The following is a 22286-nucleotide window of genomic DNA, read 5'->3' on the forward strand; positions in this document are numbered from 1 at the left end:
TAAAATGTATGTCCTTTTGTTTATATATTTTTTAAAAATTATATAACTATCTCTACTATTATTATATAATTTTTTATTGTGTAAGTCAATAATTTTTATAAAAAAATTTATAATATCTCAATTATATAATATATGTAAATGGTTAGTTGTGTCAATACTATTTTAAAAATTAATATAAAACTTATAGGTAAGTCGCCAAGTCAACACACATGTACAACACGGTATATGGTTGATAACCGCACTGTAAGTTTTAACAAGTGCAGGAGGAGTAGATATTATGGAAAAACTATACAATACATTAAGAGAGTTGGAAACAAGAGGAACATTACAACAACAGGCAAAGAATTTATATTCGGAGGAAAGGGAATATAAGAGACTTATAGCTAAATATAAAAATAATGAATTGCTTAAACAAAAATATGAGATTAGGTTAGAACATGTAAAAACAGAAATGATGTATCTAAATACCAAAATAATAGATACCCTAAATATAATAGAAGAATTTGTAGATGTAGAAGTATTTTGTGAGTTGTTTGGAGTAGATTATGAAAATTATGATGAGGACGAAAATTTTTATAATAATTTATTGGTTTCTAATAATAATTACATAGCACATGTTTGCAGGCAGGGATTGATACATAACGAAAAAATAGTAAAAGAATTCATGGAGCTATAATGGTATGACAATATTCTGGCTAGTAGTTAGATATTTAATATTCTTAATAAGTATAGTATATTGTGTTATTACAGGATTTTTAATAGTGATGATGATTAAAGAGATGATACAAGAAATAAAAATAAAAAATATATTTTGGGAGGTAAAGAAAAGATGGAAGAAAATACAGTATATCCATATATTCAAAAATGTGATGAAATTACCATTACATATGATGAGGAAGGAAAGGCGACTTTAACCAATGCTTATGGGCAAAATGATATGAGTCAGAATTACATAAAGATGCTTCAACAACAAGTTAAAGATTTGGAAGCAGAATTAAAAGTAACTAAAGAAGATGCAGACGAAAAGGCAAAAATGGCTCAAGGAATACTTGTTTGCTTAATGAAAATATATGAAAATGCTGAATCAATAGAAGAAGCTAAAAATATAATACATGATGATTTGCACGAGGTTGTAAAAGATTTGTTTAAATAAATAACTAAATATATATTTTCTCAATATAACATTATCACAAAATATAATAATAATCAATAGGGGTTTCTTTAAAGGAAGCCCCTTGAATTATATATACATTTAAAAGAGTAGAAATACTCTAAGTTTTTCATAATAATAATCTCCTTGGAGTAGTTAGTTAAATAGCTGACTACCCTTTTAAGTGTATATTTGTATACTGTAATGGGACTCCACATCCCAAAATATTTGAGTATATAGAGCCTATCAGCTTAATTGTTGGTAGGTTTTATTATGTTCAAATTGATGTGGAATCTGATTAGAGTATATAAGAAATTATTACTCAAATATTAAAAAATGTGGAAGGATGGTGTTGCAGTTATGGCAACAAAATTATTAATTAATTACAAAATAAATGAGAAAGGACAAAAGGTAGTATCAGCTAAAGAACTATATTTAGGTTTAGGATTAAATAAATCAAATTGGACTAAATGGTATCCTACTAATATAGAAAAGAATGAATTTTTCTTAGAAAATCGTGATTGGGTAGGGTTCGTTATAATGACGAACGGTAATGAAACTAAGGATTTTGAAATAACTTTAGAGTTTGCAAAGCATATAGCAATGATGGCACGTACAGAAAAATCACATGAATATAGAAATTACTTCTTAGATTTAGAAAAACAAATAGAAGAAGTTTCTGAAACAATGAATACTAAAGGTGAAATGTCTTTAGATGATTGGAATAAAATTAGATTTTCTGAAAAGAGAACTATTAATACTTTTGCTGATTGTTCTATAGAAGATATTAAGCAATTGGTAGAAGATTTTATTACATATGCTGAAACATTGGACACTAAAACTAGGGTTGTAAGATGTAGTAGTGCTATAAAGGGTATAACTAGATTACATGATAGATTAGCTAAAGAATCTGTAACTAATATAGGAGATTGTTATAATCTTTTAAAATTACAAGATAGTATTAAGACTATTGCTCATATTACAGAAAACAGACATAGAGGACAAAAGATAGCTCACAGAAATAAGAAAATAAAAGATTTAGAAAGTAAGATAAGTTAAGGAACTGGCTTAAAAATAAGCTGGTTCTTTTATTTTATAAAAATTTAAGGTTACGTCATATCCTAAAAGGCGATGGAGGAAAATATGAAAAATTTATTAAAAGAAGTAAAAGGGAATATTTATGGATTAGGTTGTTATTGTTTCAAATATGGTGATACAGTAGCCTATGTAGGATCAGGAATGATGAATGATCGTTTACAATCTCATTTGTATGCACTTAAAAGAGGATTGTATGAAGGAACTAATAAAGACATACTCCAAAGGAAATATAACCTTGGGGAACTAAGCTTTGAGGTTCTTCACTTCTCTGAGAACAATAGTACATATTTAAATGGTACTGATGAAGAAAGAAAAGCAATACAAGAATCATTGGAAGTACTGGAGCAGTTTTATCACGATATGTATAAAGATACTGTTTGTAATAAAATGAGTAAGATTAAAAAGTGGAGTACAAGTCCTAACATAGAATCGACTAATAAGAGAAAAAAAGCCAACACTGGAATTAAAAACCCAATGGCAAAATATAGAGAAGAACATATATGTAATGTCTTATATTTAAAACAATATGGATTTAAAAACAAAGAAATTAATAAGATAATGAAGATTGAATGTGGAGTAGATATTAATACAAATTATATTTATTCTGTAGGTAATACAAAATGGGTACATATTAAAGGAAAATATGAAAATTGGATGGATAAATACATAAATAAAAATATAGAGTCTGAAAAGTCTGCAAACAATTCAGACCCAAGTGATACTGCAATATCACAAAACGATTAATAACTATTTATATTATATACATATTTATTAGAAATATTCAATGTTTTAGAGAAATATTCAAAGGATATTTTTGGGGGTGTTCATATCCTTTGAATATTTTAAATTTAAATAAGAGGAGAGATTGTTATGAAAAATAAAATAAAGAAATTATTAAATTCAAAATTTCTTAATGCTTTTTTAGTGGGAGCAAATGTAGATTACATATTAGATTTATTGATACATGGGAGTAAACATTTTGTATTAAATTTAATTCTAAGTCTATTGGTGATTATTGGTTGCAGCTATTCTTATTACACAATTGAAAAAGAAGGTGTGTAATAATGGTACAAGTTATTGCGATACATTATACATCATTTAGAGAGAAACTACATTTAATTAATAAACAATGAATTAAAGAATAAGAAGTTTATGGATCTTGATGGAGTTTTATACCGTGTAGATTACTTAGGGAACGATGAGCCTTCGGCTAGTATGTTGGTGAGGAACGAAAGAAGGTGTAAAACATGTTAGGTATATTGATTATATTAGGGATGTTTATGTTGGATGAATGGGTTAATAAATTAATAGAATCTAAGAGGAGAAAAGTAAATGGATAATAATGGAATAAATGAATATTATACTTTAAAGAAATACTTAATAAAAAATAAAGCGAATGATTTTTTTAGTTCATTTATAACACTAGAGAAAGAAGAACATTTTATTTCATTTTGTGATGGATATTTATGTGAAATTGAATTTGATGATGAAGAACATTATGTGAAATTTTTTGAAATACTTGAAATTGTAAATGATAATCCTTATGAATTTAAAGAATTAGACAATTTTGGAATTATGATAGATATATTAACGTTTGAAGCAAATAAAGATTTGCAAAATAATAATGAAAAATATATCGAGATAAATAATATACGATTTTATTATAATCCAAACGAGATAGAAATTAATAATGAGATTATGGATAGATTACGAAATTTCCCTGCCGATGATGACGAAGAAGGCTATTATGTTGTTATCGATGGCAGTAGATTAGTAATTTATTAAATAGAGGTGAAATGGTAATGGAGGAAAAACTCATTTATAGTTTTAATAAGGCTTGTTATATAGTTGCTACTACAAATTGTAATTATGACATGAAGATAGACAAAGAAACTACAAATACATATTTTGTGTTTCCGCAAAACGAGGAAATACATAGAGCTATTAGAGAATTTTCTAATGAAAATATGTGTATTTGTAATGGACATAAATTTTTAGAGACTTATAAAAGATTGAAAAGAGAAAGTATTCAGCTAAAAGATAAATTCTTAAATGAATTTCAATAGATAAATAAAAAAATTTACTTATATTATATTAATTGTATAGTTTTAGGTGAATTTGTACTACGATTTTAATTGAAATGGATGCTGTATCTAATTAAAATAAATGGTGAACATGTTCATATTTTGTTAAAATTTATTTTAATTGGAGGAATATATATATGGTTAAAAATGGTAAAGTGTTATTTTTTATGTTCTTGCTTTTATTTTTAGTTGGGTTTAGTAGTAAGGCTTTAGCAGCTACTACATGGAATCCTGATGATAAAGGAAATGGAATTACTTTATCTAATAATAATTTAACAGTAACATCAACGGATACATCAAATAGTGTTCGAGCAACAACAAGTGTAAGTAGTGGAAAATGGTATTGGGAAGTTACTGTAAACACTGGAAATTACTGTTTTGTAGGTGTTGCAAATTCAACTTTTAATGTATCAGGAGGTAGTATTAGTAGCATAAATTCAAGAAATTATTATGCAAGTACTGGTGGATTTTATCCTGTATCGTTAACTACAGTTTCTGGAGCTACATATACATCAGGAGATACGATAAGTGTTTTATTAGATATGGATAATGGAACTTTGTCGTTTTGGAAGAATGGTGTGTCTCAAGGGGTTGCTTTTACTAATATAAAATCATTAGGTACTAGTGTATTTGCGTATATCGGAAGTAGTTCTACTATAAGTACAGTAACTACAACAAATTTTGGTGCGACACCTTTTAAATATTCTATACCAGATGGATATCTAGCATATGATGCAAGTGATGTATCAATATCTTCAATAACTTTAGATAAAACATCTGACAATTTACAAGTAGGACAGACAGATACATTAACAGCTACAGTATTACCAGATAATGCTGAAAACAAGAATGTAACGTGGACATCAAGCGATTCAACTATAGCGACAGTAGATTCAACTGGTAAAGTTACAGCAGTAAAAGAAGGAACAGCAACGATAACAGCAACTTCACAAGATGGGAGCAATCTTTCAGCTTCATGTACTGTAAATGTAACAGTACCAGCTCCACAAGGAACTATAAATTTAACTTCAACACAAAGCACTACAAGTCAGGCTATAGCATTGAATTGGAATAGTGTAGATGGAGCTACTGGATATGACGTTAAGAGATCAACTACTCAAGGAAGTGGATATACAACAATTGCTTCTAATGGCACAGATACAACATATATAGATACGAATGTACAATCAGGAATTACATACTATTATATAGTTACACCTGTAAATTCAGCAGGAGAAGGTAATAACTCAAATGAAGCTTCAGCTACTGCTGCTACAATCAATACAAATGTAGTTGTTTTAAACATAGAACCTGAAAAAACTAAAATAAAAACAACCGAAACTGTATCTGCTAATTTAGTCATTGATAACATACAAAATATAGCAGCAGAAGACGTAAGAATAAAATATGATAATACTAAACTTCAATTCTTAGGTATGGAAGAAGTTGATGGAATAAAATTAGTAAAAAGTGATACTCAGCCTGATGAATTAAGAGTTATAGTTGCAAGTAAAGGTGCAGCAAATATTGTTAATGCTAAAAAGGCGTTATTAAAATTAAACTTTAAAGGAATAGCTGTAGGTGATGCCCTAGTTGATGTAATTAAAGGTAGGGTTTCAGATGGTATTACAATGGAAAGAGACCTTCAAGATTCAGAATGTGGACAGGCTACAATAACTATAGAAGATTTAAAAGATGTAAATGACAGTGGAGAGTTTACACTTTTGGACTTAGCTATTGATGCTAGACACTTAAGCGAAGACCCTACTACACTTACTCAATATAATACAGACGTAGTGGTAAATAATGCTATAGATGATAATGATTTATTAAAAATCGGTGAGTACATGTTAGCAAATTCTAATTACACATTTTAATAATGTAGATTAAGTAATTTAATATTAAGAGCCTGAAATAATGGCTCTTTTTGTGTTGAAAAATTTTTTAAGGATAGAAAGGTGGAATTAATACGATGGAAATTATAAGGTTGCTAAGAGATATAAAGAGATTATTAGAAGACATAAGTTATAAGTTAGATGATAACAGGGGTATTAGACCTGTTGTTCCTATTGTTAGGACAAGGGTAAGAGTTATAGAACCAGGGAGAGTTACAAAAAATAGATAAATAACTTAAAATTTTACATAATTACAGAAGGAAATAAGCATCTTTTGTAGAAATAAATAGAAGAAAGGATGTGTTGTAGATGAAGATTGTTAATATATTTTTTACTAGTGGAAAACAATTAGCAATTTCAGTAGATGGTGAGGAAAGAGAAAGATTGATTCAGTGGTTAGACAGTACAAACATAAATTCTGAACGTTTTTATACTATTAAACAAGGATCACAAACATATAGCATTTATAAAGACAAAATTGAGTATTCGGTATATTAAAACGTAGGGCGTATTTTACAATTAAATACATGTTTGTTTTTTATCTAAAGTAGGGTATGTTATCTAGTCAGGCACTCAATTAATGTGTGCTTTTCTCTTACAAAATCTTTAATTATATTACAAAATGTGGTATAATTAAATAAATTTTGTGAGGGGATGTGTGATTTTATGAGGGATTATACTAGAAGAAGTGTAGCATATGCTGTTAGTGATATCCTATGTATGAATAAACAAAGTGTATATGATTATGCAGATGGAAAGCATTATCCGTTTAGTGGAAATGGAGATATCTACGATTATACTGAAAAGTGTTATATCTCATATTCAAAATCTAATGTAAGCAAATATGAACTTTTTCATTATAAGCATCGAAAATATATAGAATTAGAAATGGGAACTGGTAATTTTAAAGGATTTGACTTTGATAGTAGAAAGCATTTTGAGGGTACAATAAAAGGTACAGGCATTGAAATATATGATTATGAATTTGGAAAATGGTATTATTATTCAATATCCTAGGTAAGAATAACTTTAATTACTTAATTATACATTTTTAGAGGAAATTTAGAACCTTCTGTCGAATAAGGTATTTGATGGGAGGTGTTTGTGTTGGATATGAATAAAGCAACGGGTAAATATTATAAGAGAGTAGTCAGTGAATTCTTAAAAGATAAAAATTATAATAAAGAGCAGTATAAAAATATTAGAAAAATATATAAAGATATTACTGAATATTATGACAACAGAATCAAAGAAGATAAAGATTTTGATGTTAAAATTGAGAAATTAAGACTTGAAAGAAATTTTGGTAAACAGGTAGGTATAGCAACAAACTATAATATTGCATTTTACATTGCTATATTATGTCCATTAGTTGTATTAATACTACAGGAATCATTAGATAACTTTAAATCTAGTTATAAATTTATTGGTATTATAGGTATAGTTATCATGATATTTGTTCTAGTTTTTATGTTTATGAGAGAATCAGATAAAGTTAATCCGAGAGAATTAATGATACTTATATCACTTAAAGTCTTAGAGGATATGGAAAAGCAAAATCAATCAAAAAATAACTTACCTATTGATGAAGTTGCAGCTACTATTGATGATAATATAGAAAAAGATATTGTTAGTAAAAGAAATAATCGAGGAATGGGATGGATATTAAATATTATTCCTATAATAAACATTGTAAGAAAAAGGTAGCTTAATAATATTTTGTTACAAATAATTTTATTAGAATTTACGAGGGGGACATGAGAATTATGGACTTAGAAAATATGTATAGAAACGTATTTAATAATGTATTAAAAAATACACTGGAAGAATGTTATATAGAAGGTTTAAATAAATATTTATATAAAAAAGGTTATGGTGAATTTAGTATAGCTTTAGGTAAAAATCCAACAATCCCTGTTGATATTAAATTTGAGGATATTCAAGATAAATTATTAGAATTATTTATGAATATGGATAATAAGAATGATGATTCTTATTATAATGAAAATAAATCTAATGAAATAGTTAAATTTTTTATTAAGGAATACTTAAATAATTTAATTATAAATGCAAGAAGAAAATTTAAGTAGTATTCATTAGTTTGAGTACTTTTTCTTTATTATTTTTATCAGCATAACTATATTAAGGTTAACCAAAATGAGTCTAAAGAAAACTAATATTATATCTTTTTTTGCTTACAATAGTATGTTATAATTGCTGTAAGAGGTGAGCTTATATGGGGTTGAGCTTTAGAAAATCCATTAAAATAGGCAAAAATACTAGAATTAATTTATCTAAAACTGGTGGAATAGGAATTTCTACTGGTGTAAAAGGTGCTAGAGTTAGTGTAAATCAAAATGGTGTTAGGACAACTGTAGGAACAGGTGGTATACAGTATAGAAAAGATCATAGTTTTAAAAAAGGTAATACTAGAGTTGCCAAGCAAGAAGCATCTACAGGTAATGCTTTTATAGATTTAATTAAAGGTATTTTTGGACTAGTATTTTGGGGAGGATTATTTTATTTAATTGTTAAATTTTTAATGTTTATGTTTAGTAGTTAGAGAAGCTGAGAGATTGGCTTCTTTTTATTTTGCGGAAATATTTAATGATGGGAAGGAAGTGAGATTATGGAGAATAAGAATAATAGACAGGGTGAAGGTGGAGGACAGCCTTTGAAATGGAATAGTCCTGAAGAATTAGAAGAAAAAATTAATGAATATTATAGATGGGCTAAAGAAAATGAGAAACATATTACTGTAACAGGATTAGCATGGTTCTTAGGATGTGATAGACAAACATTACTAAATTATGAAGGTGCTGAAGAAAATCAATGGCTTAAAAGAGTTGATGATGAAACAAGGCGTAAGTATGTCGGCACGGTAAAGAATGCTAAGAGATTTATTGAGATGAATTATGAAGAAGGCTTATTTAATAAATCTTCTACTACTGGAGCTATATTTACATTAAAAAATAACTATAATTGGGTAGACAAACAGGAAGTAGTTACAAACAATAATGTTAATAATTTAGATTTATCAGTTGAAGAAATAGAAAAGCAATTAAAAGAATTAGATAACACCAATTAATATATAGATAAAAGAATTATTTTATTTACCATTAGTTGGTGTCTATAAAACATATGATTTTGAATACATTAGAATTTAATAGAAAAATCTAAATAAATGTAGATAAATCAATACAATTACTTTTAAAATATGTCTATGATATTTGAATATGATTTCGTAAACAATTATTATAAAACTATAATAAAGTTTATGGAGGTGCTCAGATATGATATTCGGATATATGCGTATATCTACGCAGAAAGAAAATCAAAAAACTGATAGACAACTTTTAACTTTAAAAGAATATGCTAAAGCAAATAATTTTCAATTTGATGATATAGTGGAAGAAAGAGTTTCAGGAACAATAAGGGCAGAGAATAGAGAAGAATATTCAAAGTTAAAAGATAAATTAAGGTCTAATGACATATTAATTATAACTGATTTAGATAGATTAGGACGTAATGCAGATGATGTTATTATGGAACTTAAAGACCTTAAATCAAAAGGAATAAGAGTTATTGCACTTGATATGCCTTATATGTCAGATTGGAAAAAAGCTAATGATAACAGTATTTACGATATGGTTATTGATATAGTTATTACTATTAAGGCTCATATGGCTCAACAAGAAAGAGAGAAAATAGTTTCAAGAATTAATCAAGGATTAGATGTTGCTAGAGCTAAAGGTAAAAAATTAGGTAGACCAAAAGCAGAGCTACCAGAGAATTTCATAAAAGAATATAATAAGTTTAAAAATGGTGAATATGGAACTATTAGTGCTAGTGGTTTTGCTAAGATGTTAGGACTAGGCAGAAGTACATTATACAAATATATAAATATTTATGAAGGTAGTAAATAAACTATCTTCTTTTTTATATCCATTTTCAAGAGAGGAGGTATGTTTATCTGAATGACATAGAAATTAAACGAAAAAAGTTAGAGTTATTAAGACAGTTAGCAATTGTAAAAAGTAGAGAATCATTTTGGCATTATTGCAAAACTAGAGAACCAGACTTTTACAAAGATAGTCGGGTATATTTACATAATTTTTGCAACATATTACAGCAATTATATGAACGCACACTTATAAATCCATTAACTAATAAACCTTATAAAAGATTAATAATAAATATGCCTCCAAGACATGGTAAAAGTAGAACTTTAGGTAACTTTTGTAGTTGGATTTTAGGTAAAAATAAAACGAATAGTATTATGACAGTAAGTTATAACTGTAGTATTGCAACAGATTTTAGTCGAAATACAAGGGATATTATATTAGGAAATAATGATAATTATATAGGTTACTCTGATATATTTCCAGATACTAAAATAAAACAAGGTAATGGAAGTGTTAACGATTGGGCTTTAGAAGGAACACACCACACTTATACTGGTACTGGTTGGGATGGTACAGCAACAGGAAAAGGTTGTACGGTATTGATAGTTGACGACCAAATAAAAACAGTAGATGAAGCTTTAAACGAAGCCTATTTAGATAAATTATACAATAAGTACAACGGTACATTTATTTCACGTCTGGAGCATGATGCCTTACAAATTGTTTGTATGACTAGATGGAGTGAATTTGATCTATGCGGTAGAGTATTAAGTGAAGATGATGGAGATGAATGGTATATATTAAAACTACCAGTAATAGATGAAGTTACTGATAAGATGCTATGTGAAGAAATAATGGACAAGGAAGAATATGAATATAAAAAGAAACATATTCCTGAAGAAATATTCTTACCTAATTACTTACAAATTCCAATTAATAAAAAAGGTGCTTTATATGATGGTCTTAAAAATTATGAAACATTACCTTTTGATGTTAATGGAGAATGTCTATTGCAAGATATATTATGTTATGTTGATACAGCAGATACAGGCACAGATTATTTAGCAGCAGTAACAGGTGGAGTTTACAATGGAGAATTATATATACTCGATATTATATATACTCAGGAGCCGATGGAAGTTACAGAAAAATTAGTAGCTACATCCCTATATAATAATAGAGTTAAACAATGTTGGATAGAAAGTAATAACGGTGGTAGAGGGTTTGCAAGAAATGTGGAAGATAAGTTATGGAAGGAATACAATAGCAAGGAATGTATAATTACTAAGCTACCTCAAACTAAGAATAAATTAACTAGAATTATTATGAACGCCACTTTTGTACAAGAACATGTTTATTTTCCTAAAAATGTTAAAACAAGATGGAACAAGGCATGGGAACATCTATTGAATTTTCAGAGAATAGGTAAAAATAAGCATGATGATATAGAAGATGCTTTAACTGGTTTGTGTGAAAAGTTTATAGAAAAATATAGGCTATATAATTCTAGCAGTACAACTTATAATGATTCAGTTTATAAAAAAGGTATAGGATTGAAAAATCAATTATTTAAGAGGAAGGGAGGAATTGTATTTTAATGGATAATAGAAATAATATTAGAGATATATTATTAGATTTAAATTCTAAGGAATTGAAAGAACGTAAGAAAGTTAAAAAGGATTTCTATTTCTTTTTAGGTGAATGCAGAGATTCTAATGATTCTATGATAGATGAGGATAAATTAGGACAATCATGGATTGTAAATGACGACATAGATTATGTTCCAACCCAAGATATAAGAAATAAAGTAAAACCATTACTAAGAAAACAGGCAAGGTTTATGTTTGGTAAAGAGCCTGATATTCTTTTTAAACCTTATAATCCAGAAGATAAAGACAAATGTGAAGAGTTACGACAATACATAGATAATATATTAGAAGATAATAGCTTTTGGTCTTTGACTTTAAAGGCTTTTTTAAATTGTACTGTAAAGAAAAGAATGTTATTAAGGCTAGAAGCTAACCCAAATGAACATATAGGAATATTTTATCATGACATAAAAGATTTTTCTTATACTATTAATTCTAACAATAATAAGGTAAATAGTATTACAATTGTAAGGGTTGATCCTACTACTGAATCATTGGAACTCTATAAGCAAAAATGGTTAAAGTATATCTACTATATGGAAGGTGAAACTTGTAAATTAAAAATACAGACTTTTGCTGGAAACGTGTTAGATAAAGCTATCAAAGAAGAAATATTAGATACTAAATTAAGTAGACTACCAGCATTTGTAATTATAAATGGTGGTTTATTAAATGACGATTTTGGCGAAAGTGATATTACAGATTTAAAAAGTCCACAGAATCAATATAACCGAAAGGTTTCTGATTTTGCAGACACTTTAAGATTTAATATGTTTCCTCAAACAGTAATAACTGATGCAACAGCCGATTCAGTTAACAAAATTTCTATTGCTCCCAATAGTTTAGTTCCATTAGTTTCAACAGAAGGTAAAACTGCAACAACACAAAAGCTTGAAGGTGGATTTGTTTCCAGTGAGCCTGTAGAAGTATTCTTAAAGAGAATAGAAAAGGATATGAATGATACGTTATCAATTCCAATTCCTGAACAACTTGTAAATATTCCTTCAGCAAAAGCATTAAAATATATGTATAATGATTTGATTGCACGGTGCGAGGAAAAGTGGAAGGATTGGGAAAGTTCTATTAAGGAATTAATTTTACTTATAATAGAAAGTTGTAGTAAATTTAATTGTTATCCAGATTGGAATCATGAGTGGGATAATTTAAATTTTAAAATATTATTAAAGCACAATTACCCAATTCCAGAGGATATTGAAGACAAGAAAACTCTAGCCATGAGTGAAGTTAATACAAATCTTAAAAGTAGAAAAACTTACATAAAAGAATTTGGAGATGTAGAAGACTTTAATGGCGAGTGGCAAGAAATTTTAAGTGAAATGCAGCAGATAAAAGAAGTTGAAGCAGATCAGTTTATACCTAATGGTGATATAAATGGAAACTAATAAAGAATATTTAAAATTAGTTGAGGAAGCTAGAAAGAAACAAATTAAGCTAACCGAACAGAATTATAGAGATTTGCGAAATATTTTTATAAAGGCTTCTAAAGAGTTATTTATTAAAAGTGCTAGTGCAAAAAATAAAAGTCTTACTAAAAGATTTCTAACCGATTATATTAAGCAATTAAGAAAAATTACTAGGAGTATGAGTGTTGAAATAGGGAAACAAATAGAAGATGCTATTATAAAAAGTGCCAAAAATGCTTCAAATATTCAGCTAGATTTTTTTAATATAATTGATTCTAGATATAGGCTAAATTTAAAGCAATCTTTTACAAATATGTTTAGCAAAGTTCCCATAGAAGCTATTAGTGAGTTAATAAATGGTGATTTCTATAAGGATGGAAGAGGTCTAAGTGAAAGAATATGGTTCACAGAAAATAAGGTTAATGGTGATTTAGATTATATTATTAATACTGCTATAGCTGAAAAGAAAAGTGTATATGAGTTATCTAAAGACTTAGAAACCTATGTAAATTCAAATGCAAAAAAAGATTGGGAATGGAAAAAAGTTTATCCAAGTGTAGGTAATAAGATTGTAGATTATAATGCCCAACGATTAGCAAGGACTTCAATAAATCACGCATATTTTTTAGCTAATGTTAGAAGTTGCGAAGCAAATCCACTAATTGATGTTATGCACTGGGAGTTATCAGCAAGCCATTATAATAGGCAAGTTGCTAAATGGGGTAAAGATATTTGTGATGAGTATGCAAATCACGATGAAGGTTATGGAAAAGGTAATTATTTAATTAAAAATCTTCCTGTTCCACACCCTCAATGTCTTTGTAGCCAATATGCTGTAATTCCAAATTCTTTAGAGGATATAGGAACAAGATTAAATGAATGGGTAAATGGAAAACCAGATAAACAATTAAAAGATTTTTTAAAAGGACATTAAATAAATATGTCTTTTTTATTTTGCCCTAAACATGGCGTTAAACTGTAAAAAATAATGAGGAGGGAAAAATATACATGGACTTATTACAATACTTACAAAAAACTTTAGGAGAAGCCGAAGGAAAAACTACCTTTGATAAAATAAATGCTGATTCTGAATTTACAATATTAGTAGATAGTAAGAAACAATCTAACTATGTTAAAAAGGAAAAGTTTGATCAAATCGACAGTGAAAGAAAGGATTATAAGAAACAGTTATCTGATAGAGATAAACAATTAGAGGATCTAAAAGTGAAAGCACAGGGTAATGAAACTCTTACAGCAGAAATTGAAAAACTTAAAGCTGATAATGCTAAAATCTCAAGCGATTATGAAGCTAAAATAAATCAAATAAACTTTGATTCTAAGTTTGAAAAAGCTTTATCTGACTATAAACCTAAAAATTCTAAAGCATTAAAAGCATTACTGGACATGGAAAAGGTTAAATTAGATGGAGATACATTTTTAGGACTTGAGGAACAGTTAAAAGCCTTAAAAGAATCTGATGCCTATTTATTTGAACCAGAAGTAACAGGTGGTACTGGTAAAGTCGGAGCATCAAGTACAATTATATCTTCTAATAAAGATAAAACAGTAGATGAAGTTAAAACAATAGGTGGACTTTTAGCAAAACAAAAAGCTGAATCTATGTCTACTACAGAAAGTTCATTCTTTAAATAAATAATATGTTACAGATATTTATAACATATTGGGATTAAAACTAAAAATCAATAAAAAATAATTAAATTTGTGGAGGTATTTAGGACTATGAGTAAACAAGTAATAAGAACAATTTTAGGAGAAAAGAAAAATATATTGGTTGTAGGAAATCATTTTGTAGCAGTTCCAGTTAAGATAGATGCTACTGCAATAACAGCAGATGCACAGGGTAAAAAGATAGTGCCTTTAGGTAGTATTGTTGATAAAACTGGTAAGGTTGTAAATGATGGTACTGCATTTGGAATTACATACAATGAAATAGATGTGACTGGTGGAACGGAAGCTGTAAGTGTAGTAATACATGGCTTTATAGACAGTACTCAATTACCAGTAACACCAGATGCAACAGCAATTGCAGCAATGAAGCAGATTACAATTCTTTAGAAGTTGTAGTCTTTTTTATTTTACAAATAATTAATAAAAATATTTAAATTTGAAAGCGAGGAAAAATATATGAATATAAATGTAAAAGATGTTATAAATCCAGAATCTATAAAGGAATATGTTACAAATGTGCCACAACCTGTAACAATAGGTAAAGAATTATTTCCAGACAAAAAGCAACTTGGGATCGATATTACTCTTATAAAAGGTGCTAAAAATAAGGCTGTAGCTTTAAAACCTTCAGCTTTTGATGTTGCTGTAAAAGTTAGAAGCTTAAAGGCTACAGTAAAAGAAGAAACTAGAGAAATGCCATTCTTTAAAGAATCTATTCTTATAAATGAAAGAGATAGACAAGAATTATTGAAGGCTATGTCCTCTGTAAATACACAATGGAGAGATTTAATACTATCCAATGTTTATAATGATATTAATGGTTTGGTTACTGGAGCAGGCGTACAAGCTGAAAGAATGAGAATGCAACTTTTAGTAGATGGTAAAATTTATGTGACTTCAGATGAAAATGAAATATCTTTTGATTATGGATTACCTGCAAATCATAAAGAAACTTTAGCTGGTACAGCACAATGGTCTGATTTTGTTAACTCTACCCCTGTGGACGATATTATAAGATATCAAGATTTAGTAGAAGAAGATACTGGAATAAGACCTAGTAGAGCTGTATGTACTAGAAAAACATTTAATTATTTAAAGAATAATAAATCTATAAAGTTGGATATAAATAAGGACGGTACAACTATTATTACTGATGCAATATTAAAAGCATATTTACAGGATAAAGTAGGCTTAACAGTGGCTATAGTAAGTGGTAAATTTGTTGCTGAAGATAGTACGGAACAGCAGTATTTTCCAGACAATATACTTACTTTAATTCCAGATGGAACACTTGGAAATACATATTTTGGTACAACACCAGAGGAAGCTGACCTTATGACAAATGCTGATGCAAATGTAAGTATTGTAAATACTGGTGTTGCAATAACTACAATGGTTACTAAAGATCCAGTCAACGTTCAAACAAAAGTTTCTCAAATTTGTCTACCTTCTTTCGAAAGAATAGAAGAGATATTTGTAGCTACTGTAGCTTAGATTTAAACTGTAGCTTAATTCAAGGGGGTTTTATTCCCCCACTATTTTAATATGAAAATTAATGGAGGTAATAGATTATGGCTAAAAAAGAAGATATTGAATTAGTAAAAGTAAAGGTATTAAAAAACTTAAAATATAACACTAAAATAAAAGCAATTGGTGATGAATTAGAAGTTAATAAAAATGATGTAAAAGAAATGGTAGATAAAAATTTAGTAGAGATATTAGAAGTTATAAACAATGCCCAAGAATCTACTACAACAAATGCAACAGAGTAGGTGGTTAGATGTCTACTGATTTACAAAAATTAAAATTTAATCTTCAAGAAAAGGAATATCCTTATTTTGAAGATTCTGATTTAGAAATGTTACTAGAACAATATACTGATGTTCCAACTGCTACTTATTATGGATGTCTGCTAAAGGCTAGTGTTGATAGTATAACAGTTGCAGGGATTGTGATACCTAGTAATAGGGAATATTGGTTAACCCTTGCAAATCAATTTAAAGGTTTAATTACTACAAGTACACCACAATACAATACTTCAATGAGAAGGGTTGATGGACAATGAGTGGAATTAACAAGATAAAAATAAGTAAACAAATATTAAAAGCTTTGACTAGTAAAGGATTAATGAAAGATGTAGTAATTTTTCGAGATGATAAAAACTATTACGGTGAAAATAAAGAAGGATTATATGTTACTACTGTTAAAGGTTTTTACCATAAAGGAAATAGTATCAGCTTTAATCTTACTGAAAGTGCTAGTATAACCACTAATTCGCAAGAAAAATTGTTAGTTATATATGATGAAAATTCTTTAAAAATAAAAGTAAATGATTATTTCTTTATAGAACAAAGGGAATTTGAAGAGGATAATAAAACTCTTAAAAAAGAAAAATATACAATTTTAGATAAAGGTGATATTGAAGGTATAGTGTACGATATGTTTTTAGAAAGAAGGTAATATTATGGCAGAATTTAAAATTGATGCAGAAAAAATAATAAAAGGTTTACTTAAATTTGCTACTAAAGAAAAAGTTGCATTAGCTATATACGCTGATACAGTAAGTAAAAAATTAGAAGCTGAAGCAAAGAAAAATGCATCTTGGACAGATAGAACAGGATTAAGTAGACAAACATTGCAGGGTGGTAAAGAAATTAATAAAGATTCTGTAGATGTTTATATAGCAGGAAACACAGAACAAATCCCATATCTTGAACTATGTAATGAAAAGAAATATGCAATCTTGCAACCTACAATAGATAAAAACAAAGATAAGATATTAAAAGGATTAGACAACCTATTAGGAAAGTAGGTGTTAAAAGATGATTAACCAAAAATTTGAATTATCCTATAAAATAGATGGAGATATAATTGGGGATGGAGAAATATATACCCAAACTCATTATAGAAGGATATATGCTTATTTAAAAGAAAGTGGGTATGATGTTTATAGCATCGGACAAAAAACAGGCAAATGTGAAAAAGAATATATTGTAATTAAGGAAAATGGGACAAGTGGAAATGAATATGTTGGATATAGTCTAGTAGATATAATTATTTTTTATCCTTTAAGTAAATATAGTGAAATGGAACTATATGTTAAGAATATAAAAAAATTATTAAAAGATTTGAAATTTCTACAATTTACAGGTAATATTACATCTTCTATTGTAGATAGAGATGTAGAAGCTTATACAAGTAGTATACAGTATCAAATATTTAAAAAAATATAGAAATAATGGAGGGAAAACAATATGGAAGAAGGAAAAGCACTCGTTAATATAGTACGTACAGAAATTGTTAATGAAAGAACAGGAGATACATATATATTTGAAACTCAAGATTCTTGCGAAATTAAACCAGATTTAAGTCAAGGCAAGGAAGATATATTAAGGGTAAAAGATACAATCTATGCAATTAATAACACTGAAGATATTTGCATCGGTTATGAAATAAAAATGACAGATTCACTATTGACCCCACAATTAATGGCTTTGGTTGATGGTGGTACTTTTGTGGCTGGAAAATATGAAGCTCCAAAAGCAGGAGTAAAAGTAAATAGAGATAAATATACGTTAATAATTTATACTGAAGAGAAAGATTATACAGAGACTTGCGGATATGCAAAATTTACATTCAAACATAATCGTGGGAAAGCCCTAGACTTTAAACTAAAAGATGGGGCTTTTTATGTTCCAGAGTTTAACAGTAAAAGTAGACCTGTAAGGGGTGAAAGTCCTGTAGAAATAGACTTTTTAACTACGTTACCATCTAATGGTGGAAGTTCTACTGGAACAGTAGTAACAGTACCTACACCACCTACACCTACAAGTGCAGATGGAACAACTCCAGGTATTACTATAGGTACAGATTGTAAAGTAACTTGGACATTCTTAAACGCAATAAATGTAGTTGATGTAACAGTATCAAACTTTAAAGTTTACAAAAAATCTGATAGTACACTAGTAACAGGTAATGTAACTATAGATACAACTAAGAAGATAGTTACATTTATTCCAACAAGTATAGCTGCAGGAGTAACTTATACAGCAGAAGCTTTAGCAGTTAGAAGTGAAGGAAGTTCAACAGCAGATACTACACCAGTTTCAGTAGATTTTACTACAGCTTAAAATATTAAAATAATGGAGGATAAAATAATATGGAAATTACAAGTTTAAAAGAATTACAAGAAATGGCAAAGGGTGAAATTGTAGAGTTAACAGGTTTTCAGGAAGGCGTACCTTTTAGAGTTAGAGTAAGAAAACCTTCAATAATGGTTTTAATACAGAATAATGTCATACCTAATACTTTATTAAGTGTAACTGAAGAAGTTTTCTATGGAAAAGATTCTTCTAACAAAAAAAATGTAGATATGGATAAAATGTCACAGTTAATGCTTATTATGGCTGAAAATGTACTAGTTGAACCAAGTTTGCAACAAATAAGGGAAGCAGGACTAGAACTAAATGATATGCAAATATTAGAGTTATTTAATTATAGCCAGAGAGGTGTTAAGGGAATAGAATCCTTTCGTAAAACACAGCAGGATACTAAGTACGATAGCAATAGCGAAGCAGTTCAATAGAAGACCTAGTGAAATTATAAGTCTTACAAATGATTACGAAGCTTATTGTTTCGATGAAGCATGTTTGTATATAATAGAGCAAATGTCTAAAGAAAATCCTAAAACCCCACATTGGGAGGATGATAAACCTAAACAAAACAAATCGAAACAAACTAATAATAAAGATTTAATAGAATGGATGAAGGCTAAGAGATAAATTAATTTCTAAGCCTTCTTTTTATTTTTTAAAGAGGGGGTGAAGAAAATGAGTATTAATGTAGGAACAGCAGTTGCATTTCTAACATTAGACAATAAAGGATTTATGAATGGCTTAAAATCTGCTGGAAGAGAATTAGGTGCATTTACCGATAGTACCGCAGGAATAGGTGATAAAATTAAGGGATTGGGCGGTGCTATGAGTGGTATAGGTGCTACACTTACTAAAGGTTTAACTATACCTATTGTGGGTATAGGTGCAGCGAGTACGAAGGCGGCTATGGAATTTGAAACTGGTATGGCAAAAATTAAAACAATTGCAGATACTAGCAAGATTTCTCTAACTGAATTAGGTGATAGTGTAAAGAAAACAAGTATGGAAACAGGACAAACAATTGCAGATATACAAGAAGGCTATTATGATGCTTTATCTAGTGGTGTAACTACAGATAAAGTAAAAGATTTTGTTGATACTGCTAGTAAGGCGGCTATAGGTGGATTTACGACAACGCAAGTTGCAGTAGATGGACTTACGACAACACTTAACGCTTATGGTAAATCTGCCGATGAAGCAAATAAATTAGCCAACCAAATGATGGTTACCCAAAATTTGGGAAAAACAACTTTTGGGGAAATTTCTTCCAATATTGGTGGAATTGCGGCGACTTCTAGTGCGGCAGGTATGAAGACAGAGGAATTATTTTCTTCTTTAGGGGTTCTAACTGCTAATGGTATTAAGACCTCTGAGGCTATTACAGGCATGAAGGCGGCGTTATCTAATATCATTGCCCCAAGTGAACAAGCTACTAAGGCGGCTGATGCATTGGGTTTTAAATTTAACGTAGCTGAAATGAAATCAAAAGGTTGGATGGGATTCCTCGATGAAGTAAGAGAAAAACTTGAACAATCTGCTCCTGCTTATGCGGCGGCTACTGATAAAGTAAATAATTTAGAATCAAAAATTAAAACAGCCCAAGAAGGTAAAAAACAATCTGCTGAACAATATAAAGCTGAAATACAAGCACAAAACAAAGCCATTGATGAATTACAAAAGCAAAAGGATAAAGCAAGTAATAGTGTTGAAAAGAAACAAATTGAAGCTGAAATACAAGCCCATAAAGATAAAATTAAAACCTTAAAAGAAGAAGCCGAACAAGCTAAAAAGGGTTATTCTCCAGAACAAATTACGGCTTGGAAAAATGAATTAAAAGAAGCAAAAGAGTCTCAAAAATCACTAGCAGATGCATCTCAAGATACTTTAATGGGTTATAGTACAATGTTTGGATCGGTTGAAGCCCTAAACAGCGTGTTAGCTTTAACGTCTAAAAGTGGTAAAGACTTATATAAAAACTCTATGGATCAAATGGGAAGTGGAAAAGATGTTTTAAGCGAAGCTTACAATACAATGATGGACACACCAGAAATGAAAATGAAGAAAGCTCAACAAAGTATAAAAGTTGCAGCAGTAGAAATTGGAGAAGCATTTTTACCTTATGTTGGACAAATAGCAGATGGAATAGTGGCAATAGTAAAAGCATTTCAGGCTTTACCATCTCCAGTTAGAAATGCTATTGGTCAAACTGTAGCATTTGCAGCAGTATTTCCTCCACTCTTATTAGTTGGCGGAAAAATAATAAGTTCTTTTAGAATAATTACTGGATTATTTGGTTTATTAGGTAGTGGAGCAGGAAAAGCAGTAACAGGAATTAGTAATGTTGGAAAAGTTTTTTCTAACGTAGGTAACATTATTAAAACTGGTGGTGGTGGGATTTTAACTGTTATTACTACTTTAGGTAGTGGACTTGGAAAAGGAATTACTGGAATTATAGGTGGATTTAGAAATTTAAATATTGCGGCAAATGTTTTTAAATTATTACCAATGCTTTTAAATCCTCCTGTTTTAGCAGTTATAGCTATAATTGCAGGAATAGCACTTGCAACTTATGCAATATATAAAAACTGGGATAAAGTCGCACCTTATTTTAAATCTGTGGGAGAAGGTATTAAAAAAATATTTTCTGCTATAGGAAGCTTTTTTAAAATGGAAATCGAGGGATGGAAACATATACCCGAAGTTGCATTATTTATTATGGATGGATTATTTAATGGATTGAAAAAGGGAAAAGATAAAGTAGTTGGATTCTTTAAAGACTTAGGAGCAGAAATAAAAGATACATTTAAAACTATTATGGGAATACATTCCCCTTCCAGAGTTTTTACTGAATTTGGTGGATTTATTGGAGAAGGACTTGTTAATGGTATAGGTGGACAAGAAAATGCTATAGATAATAAATTTAGTGGAATTGCAAATAAAATTAAAAATTTAACAGATACAAAACCACAATTTGGTGGATTAGATGGAATACGTAGATTAAGTAGTACAGATGTTGATGGTTTTAAGAAATCTAATAATATAGGTGCTACTAATAGGCAATTTACTTTACACAATGATATAAAAATGTTTGTAACTTTAGCAGATACAGGAGAAAAGGGAACTAAGCAGTTAACTAATTCGTTGAAAAACATGACAGAAAATTCTGTAAATGCTTTAAAAAATGCAAGTATAGAATTATTTATGAATGATGCAGTAAGAGATTAGGAGGTGGTTTAAA

General features: G+C 28.9%; 31 protein-coding genes. All 31 read left to right on the plus strand.

The features are described 5' to 3' along the window. Positions 1–277 precede the first annotated feature (277 nt). The 31 genes from HGI79_RS06515 to HGI79_RS06665 all read left to right on the plus strand — a co-directional run bounded on the left by HGI79_RS06515 (position 278) and on the right by HGI79_RS06665 (position 22273). Positions 278–676 carry a hypothetical protein gene (locus tag HGI79_RS06515; protein ID WP_185649860.1) on the plus strand — a complete coding sequence of 133 codons (399 nt, stop codon included), beginning with the start codon at positions 278–280 and terminating at the stop codon, positions 674–676. A 153-nt stretch (positions 677–829) separates the two neighbouring features. Beyond that, entirely contained in the window at positions 830–1153 is a 324-nt protein-coding gene (locus HGI79_RS06520) for a hypothetical protein (protein ID WP_185649861.1), read from the plus strand. A gap of 357 nt (positions 1154–1510) precedes the next feature. Continuing rightward, on the plus strand, positions 1511–2209 hold the full coding sequence (locus HGI79_RS06525; RefSeq protein WP_185649862.1) for an antA/AntB antirepressor family protein: 699 nt from the start codon (positions 1511–1513) through the stop codon (positions 2207–2209). Between the two features lie 84 nt (positions 2210–2293). Continuing rightward, positions 2294–2992, plus strand: a complete 699-nt coding sequence (locus HGI79_RS06530) for a hypothetical protein (RefSeq protein WP_185649863.1) — start codon at positions 2294–2296, stop codon at positions 2990–2992. A 126-nt stretch (positions 2993–3118) separates the two neighbouring features. Further along, a complete protein-coding gene (locus tag HGI79_RS06535) occupies positions 3119–3310 on the plus strand; it encodes a hypothetical protein (protein WP_185649864.1) in 192 nt (63 codons plus the stop codon). A 270-nt stretch (positions 3311–3580) separates the two neighbouring features. After that, complete coding sequence (locus HGI79_RS06540; protein WP_185649865.1) at positions 3581–4033, plus strand: hypothetical protein; 453 nt, start codon at positions 3581–3583, stop codon at positions 4031–4033. Positions 4034–4050: 17 nt separating this feature from the next. After that, a complete protein-coding gene (locus HGI79_RS06545; RefSeq protein ID WP_185649866.1) occupies positions 4051–4314 on the plus strand; it encodes a DUF5659 domain-containing protein in 264 nt (87 codons plus the stop codon). A 155-nt stretch (positions 4315–4469) separates the two neighbouring features. Beyond that, positions 4470–6209: an Ig-like domain-containing protein gene (locus HGI79_RS22705; protein ID WP_241428155.1), complete on the plus strand. Its 1740-nt coding sequence runs from the start codon at positions 4470–4472 to the stop codon at positions 6207–6209. 95 nt (positions 6210–6304) lie between these two features. Next, positions 6305–6457, plus strand: coding sequence for a hypothetical protein (locus tag HGI79_RS06555; RefSeq protein ID WP_185649867.1), 153 nt, complete (start codon positions 6305–6307; stop codon positions 6455–6457). Positions 6458–6536: 79 nt separating this feature from the next. Then, entirely contained in the window at positions 6537–6725 is a 189-nt protein-coding gene (locus HGI79_RS06560) for a hypothetical protein (protein ID WP_185649868.1), read from the plus strand. Between the two features lie 168 nt (positions 6726–6893). Beyond that, positions 6894–7244 carry a hypothetical protein gene (locus HGI79_RS06565; protein ID WP_185649869.1) on the plus strand — a complete coding sequence of 117 codons (351 nt, stop codon included), beginning with the start codon at positions 6894–6896 and terminating at the stop codon, positions 7242–7244. A 90-nt stretch (positions 7245–7334) separates the two neighbouring features. After that, entirely contained in the window at positions 7335–7934 is a 600-nt protein-coding gene (locus tag HGI79_RS06570; RefSeq protein ID WP_185649870.1) for a hypothetical protein, read from the plus strand. Positions 7935–7993: 59 nt separating this feature from the next. Beyond that, positions 7994–8317 carry a hypothetical protein gene (locus HGI79_RS06575; RefSeq protein ID WP_185649871.1) on the plus strand — a complete coding sequence of 108 codons (324 nt, stop codon included), beginning with the start codon at positions 7994–7996 and terminating at the stop codon, positions 8315–8317. 146 nt (positions 8318–8463) lie between these two features. Next, positions 8464–8790 carry a DUF4236 domain-containing protein gene (locus tag HGI79_RS06580; RefSeq protein ID WP_185649872.1) on the plus strand — a complete coding sequence of 109 codons (327 nt, stop codon included), beginning with the start codon at positions 8464–8466 and terminating at the stop codon, positions 8788–8790. A 66-nt stretch (positions 8791–8856) separates the two neighbouring features. Continuing rightward, positions 8857–9315 (plus strand): terminase small subunit, encoded by a 459-nt coding sequence (locus HGI79_RS06585; protein ID WP_185649873.1) that lies wholly within the window; start codon positions 8857–8859, stop codon positions 9313–9315. Between the two features lie 205 nt (positions 9316–9520). Then, a complete protein-coding gene (locus HGI79_RS06590) occupies positions 9521–10153 on the plus strand; it encodes a recombinase family protein (RefSeq protein ID WP_185649874.1) in 633 nt (210 codons plus the stop codon). Positions 10154–10425: 272 nt separating this feature from the next. Further along, positions 10426–11730 carry a phage terminase large subunit gene (gene terL / locus HGI79_RS06595; protein ID WP_185649875.1) on the plus strand — a complete coding sequence of 435 codons (1305 nt, stop codon included), beginning with the start codon at positions 10426–10428 and terminating at the stop codon, positions 11728–11730. Continuing rightward, positions 11730–13184 (plus strand): phage portal protein, encoded by a 1455-nt coding sequence (locus HGI79_RS06600; protein WP_185649876.1) that lies wholly within the window; start codon positions 11730–11732, stop codon positions 13182–13184. Before terL ends, HGI79_RS06600 begins: the two co-directional genes overlap by 1 nt. Further along, the gene (locus HGI79_RS06605; RefSeq protein ID WP_185649877.1) at positions 13174–14139 is read left to right on the plus strand and encodes a hypothetical protein; all 966 of its coding nucleotides are present in this window, start codon (positions 13174–13176) and stop codon (positions 14137–14139) included. Before HGI79_RS06600 ends, HGI79_RS06605 begins: the two co-directional genes overlap by 11 nt. Positions 14140–14213: 74 nt before the next feature. Next, positions 14214–14858, plus strand: a complete 645-nt coding sequence (locus tag HGI79_RS06610; RefSeq protein WP_185649878.1) for a phage scaffolding protein — start codon at positions 14214–14216, stop codon at positions 14856–14858. 87 nt (positions 14859–14945) lie between these two features. Beyond that, on the plus strand, positions 14946–15281 hold the full coding sequence (locus HGI79_RS06615) for a hypothetical protein (protein ID WP_185649879.1): 336 nt from the start codon (positions 14946–14948) through the stop codon (positions 15279–15281). A 69-nt stretch (positions 15282–15350) separates the two neighbouring features. Then, positions 15351–16388: a major capsid protein gene (locus tag HGI79_RS06620; protein ID WP_185649880.1), complete on the plus strand. Its 1038-nt coding sequence runs from the start codon at positions 15351–15353 to the stop codon at positions 16386–16388. Positions 16389–16465: 77 nt separating this feature from the next. Continuing rightward, the gene (locus tag HGI79_RS06625; protein ID WP_185649881.1) at positions 16466–16666 is read left to right on the plus strand and encodes a hypothetical protein; all 201 of its coding nucleotides are present in this window, start codon (positions 16466–16468) and stop codon (positions 16664–16666) included. Positions 16667–16674: 8 nt separating this feature from the next. Beyond that, positions 16675–16959 carry a hypothetical protein gene (locus tag HGI79_RS06630; protein WP_185649882.1) on the plus strand — a complete coding sequence of 95 codons (285 nt, stop codon included), beginning with the start codon at positions 16675–16677 and terminating at the stop codon, positions 16957–16959. Then, complete coding sequence (locus tag HGI79_RS06635; protein WP_185649883.1) at positions 16956–17354, plus strand: hypothetical protein; 399 nt, start codon at positions 16956–16958, stop codon at positions 17352–17354. Before HGI79_RS06630 ends, HGI79_RS06635 begins: the two co-directional genes overlap by 4 nt. Positions 17355–17358: 4 nt before the next feature. Further along, on the plus strand, positions 17359–17706 hold the full coding sequence (locus HGI79_RS06640; protein ID WP_185649884.1) for a hypothetical protein: 348 nt from the start codon (positions 17359–17361) through the stop codon (positions 17704–17706). Between the two features lie 10 nt (positions 17707–17716). Further along, positions 17717–18127: a hypothetical protein gene (locus tag HGI79_RS06645; RefSeq protein WP_185649885.1), complete on the plus strand. Its 411-nt coding sequence runs from the start codon at positions 17717–17719 to the stop codon at positions 18125–18127. Positions 18128–18148: 21 nt separating this feature from the next. Beyond that, positions 18149–19024 (plus strand): hypothetical protein, encoded by an 876-nt coding sequence (locus tag HGI79_RS06650; RefSeq protein WP_185649886.1) that lies wholly within the window; start codon positions 18149–18151, stop codon positions 19022–19024. 29 nt (positions 19025–19053) lie between these two features. Next, the gene (locus HGI79_RS06655; RefSeq protein WP_185649887.1) at positions 19054–19479 is read left to right on the plus strand and encodes an esterase; all 426 of its coding nucleotides are present in this window, start codon (positions 19054–19056) and stop codon (positions 19477–19479) included. 64 nt (positions 19480–19543) lie between these two features. Continuing rightward, positions 19544–19675: a hypothetical protein gene (locus HGI79_RS23170; protein ID WP_278046685.1), complete on the plus strand. Its 132-nt coding sequence runs from the start codon at positions 19544–19546 to the stop codon at positions 19673–19675. A gap of 48 nt (positions 19676–19723) precedes the next feature. Beyond that, positions 19724–22273 carry a phage tail tape measure protein gene (locus tag HGI79_RS06665; protein ID WP_185649888.1) on the plus strand — a complete coding sequence of 850 codons (2550 nt, stop codon included), beginning with the start codon at positions 19724–19726 and terminating at the stop codon, positions 22271–22273. Positions 22274–22286: the final 13 nt, after the last annotated feature.

The sequence above is a fragment of the Clostridium sp. DJ247 genome (genome assembly GCF_014231265.1).

Excerpts from the sequence above, each read along its gene's own strand:
- HGI79_RS06515 (WP_185649860.1), top strand. The coding sequence starts at position 278 with ATGGAAAAACTATACAATACATTAAGAGAGTTGGAAACAAGAGGAACA.
- HGI79_RS06520 (WP_185649861.1), top strand. The coding sequence starts at position 830 with ATGGAAGAAAATACAGTATATCCATATATTCAAAAATGTGATGAAATT.
- HGI79_RS06525 (WP_185649862.1), top strand. The coding sequence starts at position 1,511 with ATGGCAACAAAATTATTAATTAATTACAAAATAAATGAGAAAGGACAA.
- HGI79_RS06530 (WP_185649863.1), top strand. The coding sequence starts at position 2,294 with ATGAAAAATTTATTAAAAGAAGTAAAAGGGAATATTTATGGATTAGGT.
- HGI79_RS06535 (WP_185649864.1), top strand. The coding sequence starts at position 3,119 with ATGAAAAATAAAATAAAGAAATTATTAAATTCAAAATTTCTTAATGCT.
- HGI79_RS06540 (WP_185649865.1), top strand. The coding sequence starts at position 3,581 with ATGGATAATAATGGAATAAATGAATATTATACTTTAAAGAAATACTTA.
- HGI79_RS06545 (WP_185649866.1), top strand. The coding sequence starts at position 4,051 with ATGGAGGAAAAACTCATTTATAGTTTTAATAAGGCTTGTTATATAGTT.
- HGI79_RS22705 (WP_241428155.1), top strand. The coding sequence starts at position 4,470 with ATGGTTAAAAATGGTAAAGTGTTATTTTTTATGTTCTTGCTTTTATTT.
- HGI79_RS06555 (WP_185649867.1), top strand. The coding sequence starts at position 6,305 with ATGGAAATTATAAGGTTGCTAAGAGATATAAAGAGATTATTAGAAGAC.
- HGI79_RS06560 (WP_185649868.1), top strand. The coding sequence starts at position 6,537 with ATGAAGATTGTTAATATATTTTTTACTAGTGGAAAACAATTAGCAATT.
- HGI79_RS06565 (WP_185649869.1), top strand. The coding sequence starts at position 6,894 with ATGAGGGATTATACTAGAAGAAGTGTAGCATATGCTGTTAGTGATATC.
- HGI79_RS06575 (WP_185649871.1), top strand. The coding sequence starts at position 7,994 with ATGGACTTAGAAAATATGTATAGAAACGTATTTAATAATGTATTAAAA.
- HGI79_RS06580 (WP_185649872.1), top strand. The coding sequence starts at position 8,464 with ATGGGGTTGAGCTTTAGAAAATCCATTAAAATAGGCAAAAATACTAGA.
- HGI79_RS06585 (WP_185649873.1), top strand. The coding sequence starts at position 8,857 with ATGGAGAATAAGAATAATAGACAGGGTGAAGGTGGAGGACAGCCTTTG.
- HGI79_RS06590 (WP_185649874.1), top strand. The coding sequence starts at position 9,521 with ATGATATTCGGATATATGCGTATATCTACGCAGAAAGAAAATCAAAAA.
- terL (WP_185649875.1), top strand. The coding sequence starts at position 10,426 with ATGCCTCCAAGACATGGTAAAAGTAGAACTTTAGGTAACTTTTGTAGT.
- HGI79_RS06600 (WP_185649876.1), top strand. The coding sequence starts at position 11,730 with ATGGATAATAGAAATAATATTAGAGATATATTATTAGATTTAAATTCT.
- HGI79_RS06605 (WP_185649877.1), top strand. The coding sequence starts at position 13,174 with ATGGAAACTAATAAAGAATATTTAAAATTAGTTGAGGAAGCTAGAAAG.
- HGI79_RS06610 (WP_185649878.1), top strand. The coding sequence starts at position 14,214 with ATGGACTTATTACAATACTTACAAAAAACTTTAGGAGAAGCCGAAGGA.
- HGI79_RS06615 (WP_185649879.1), top strand. The coding sequence starts at position 14,946 with ATGAGTAAACAAGTAATAAGAACAATTTTAGGAGAAAAGAAAAATATA.
- HGI79_RS06620 (WP_185649880.1), top strand. The coding sequence starts at position 15,351 with ATGAATATAAATGTAAAAGATGTTATAAATCCAGAATCTATAAAGGAA.
- HGI79_RS06625 (WP_185649881.1), top strand. The coding sequence starts at position 16,466 with ATGGCTAAAAAAGAAGATATTGAATTAGTAAAAGTAAAGGTATTAAAA.
- HGI79_RS06630 (WP_185649882.1), top strand. The coding sequence starts at position 16,675 with ATGTCTACTGATTTACAAAAATTAAAATTTAATCTTCAAGAAAAGGAA.
- HGI79_RS06635 (WP_185649883.1), top strand. The coding sequence starts at position 16,956 with ATGAGTGGAATTAACAAGATAAAAATAAGTAAACAAATATTAAAAGCT.
- HGI79_RS06640 (WP_185649884.1), top strand. The coding sequence starts at position 17,359 with ATGGCAGAATTTAAAATTGATGCAGAAAAAATAATAAAAGGTTTACTT.
- HGI79_RS06645 (WP_185649885.1), top strand. The coding sequence starts at position 17,717 with ATGATTAACCAAAAATTTGAATTATCCTATAAAATAGATGGAGATATA.
- HGI79_RS06650 (WP_185649886.1), top strand. The coding sequence starts at position 18,149 with ATGGAAGAAGGAAAAGCACTCGTTAATATAGTACGTACAGAAATTGTT.
- HGI79_RS06655 (WP_185649887.1), top strand. The coding sequence starts at position 19,054 with ATGGAAATTACAAGTTTAAAAGAATTACAAGAAATGGCAAAGGGTGAA.
- HGI79_RS06665 (WP_185649888.1), top strand. The coding sequence starts at position 19,724 with ATGAGTATTAATGTAGGAACAGCAGTTGCATTTCTAACATTAGACAAT.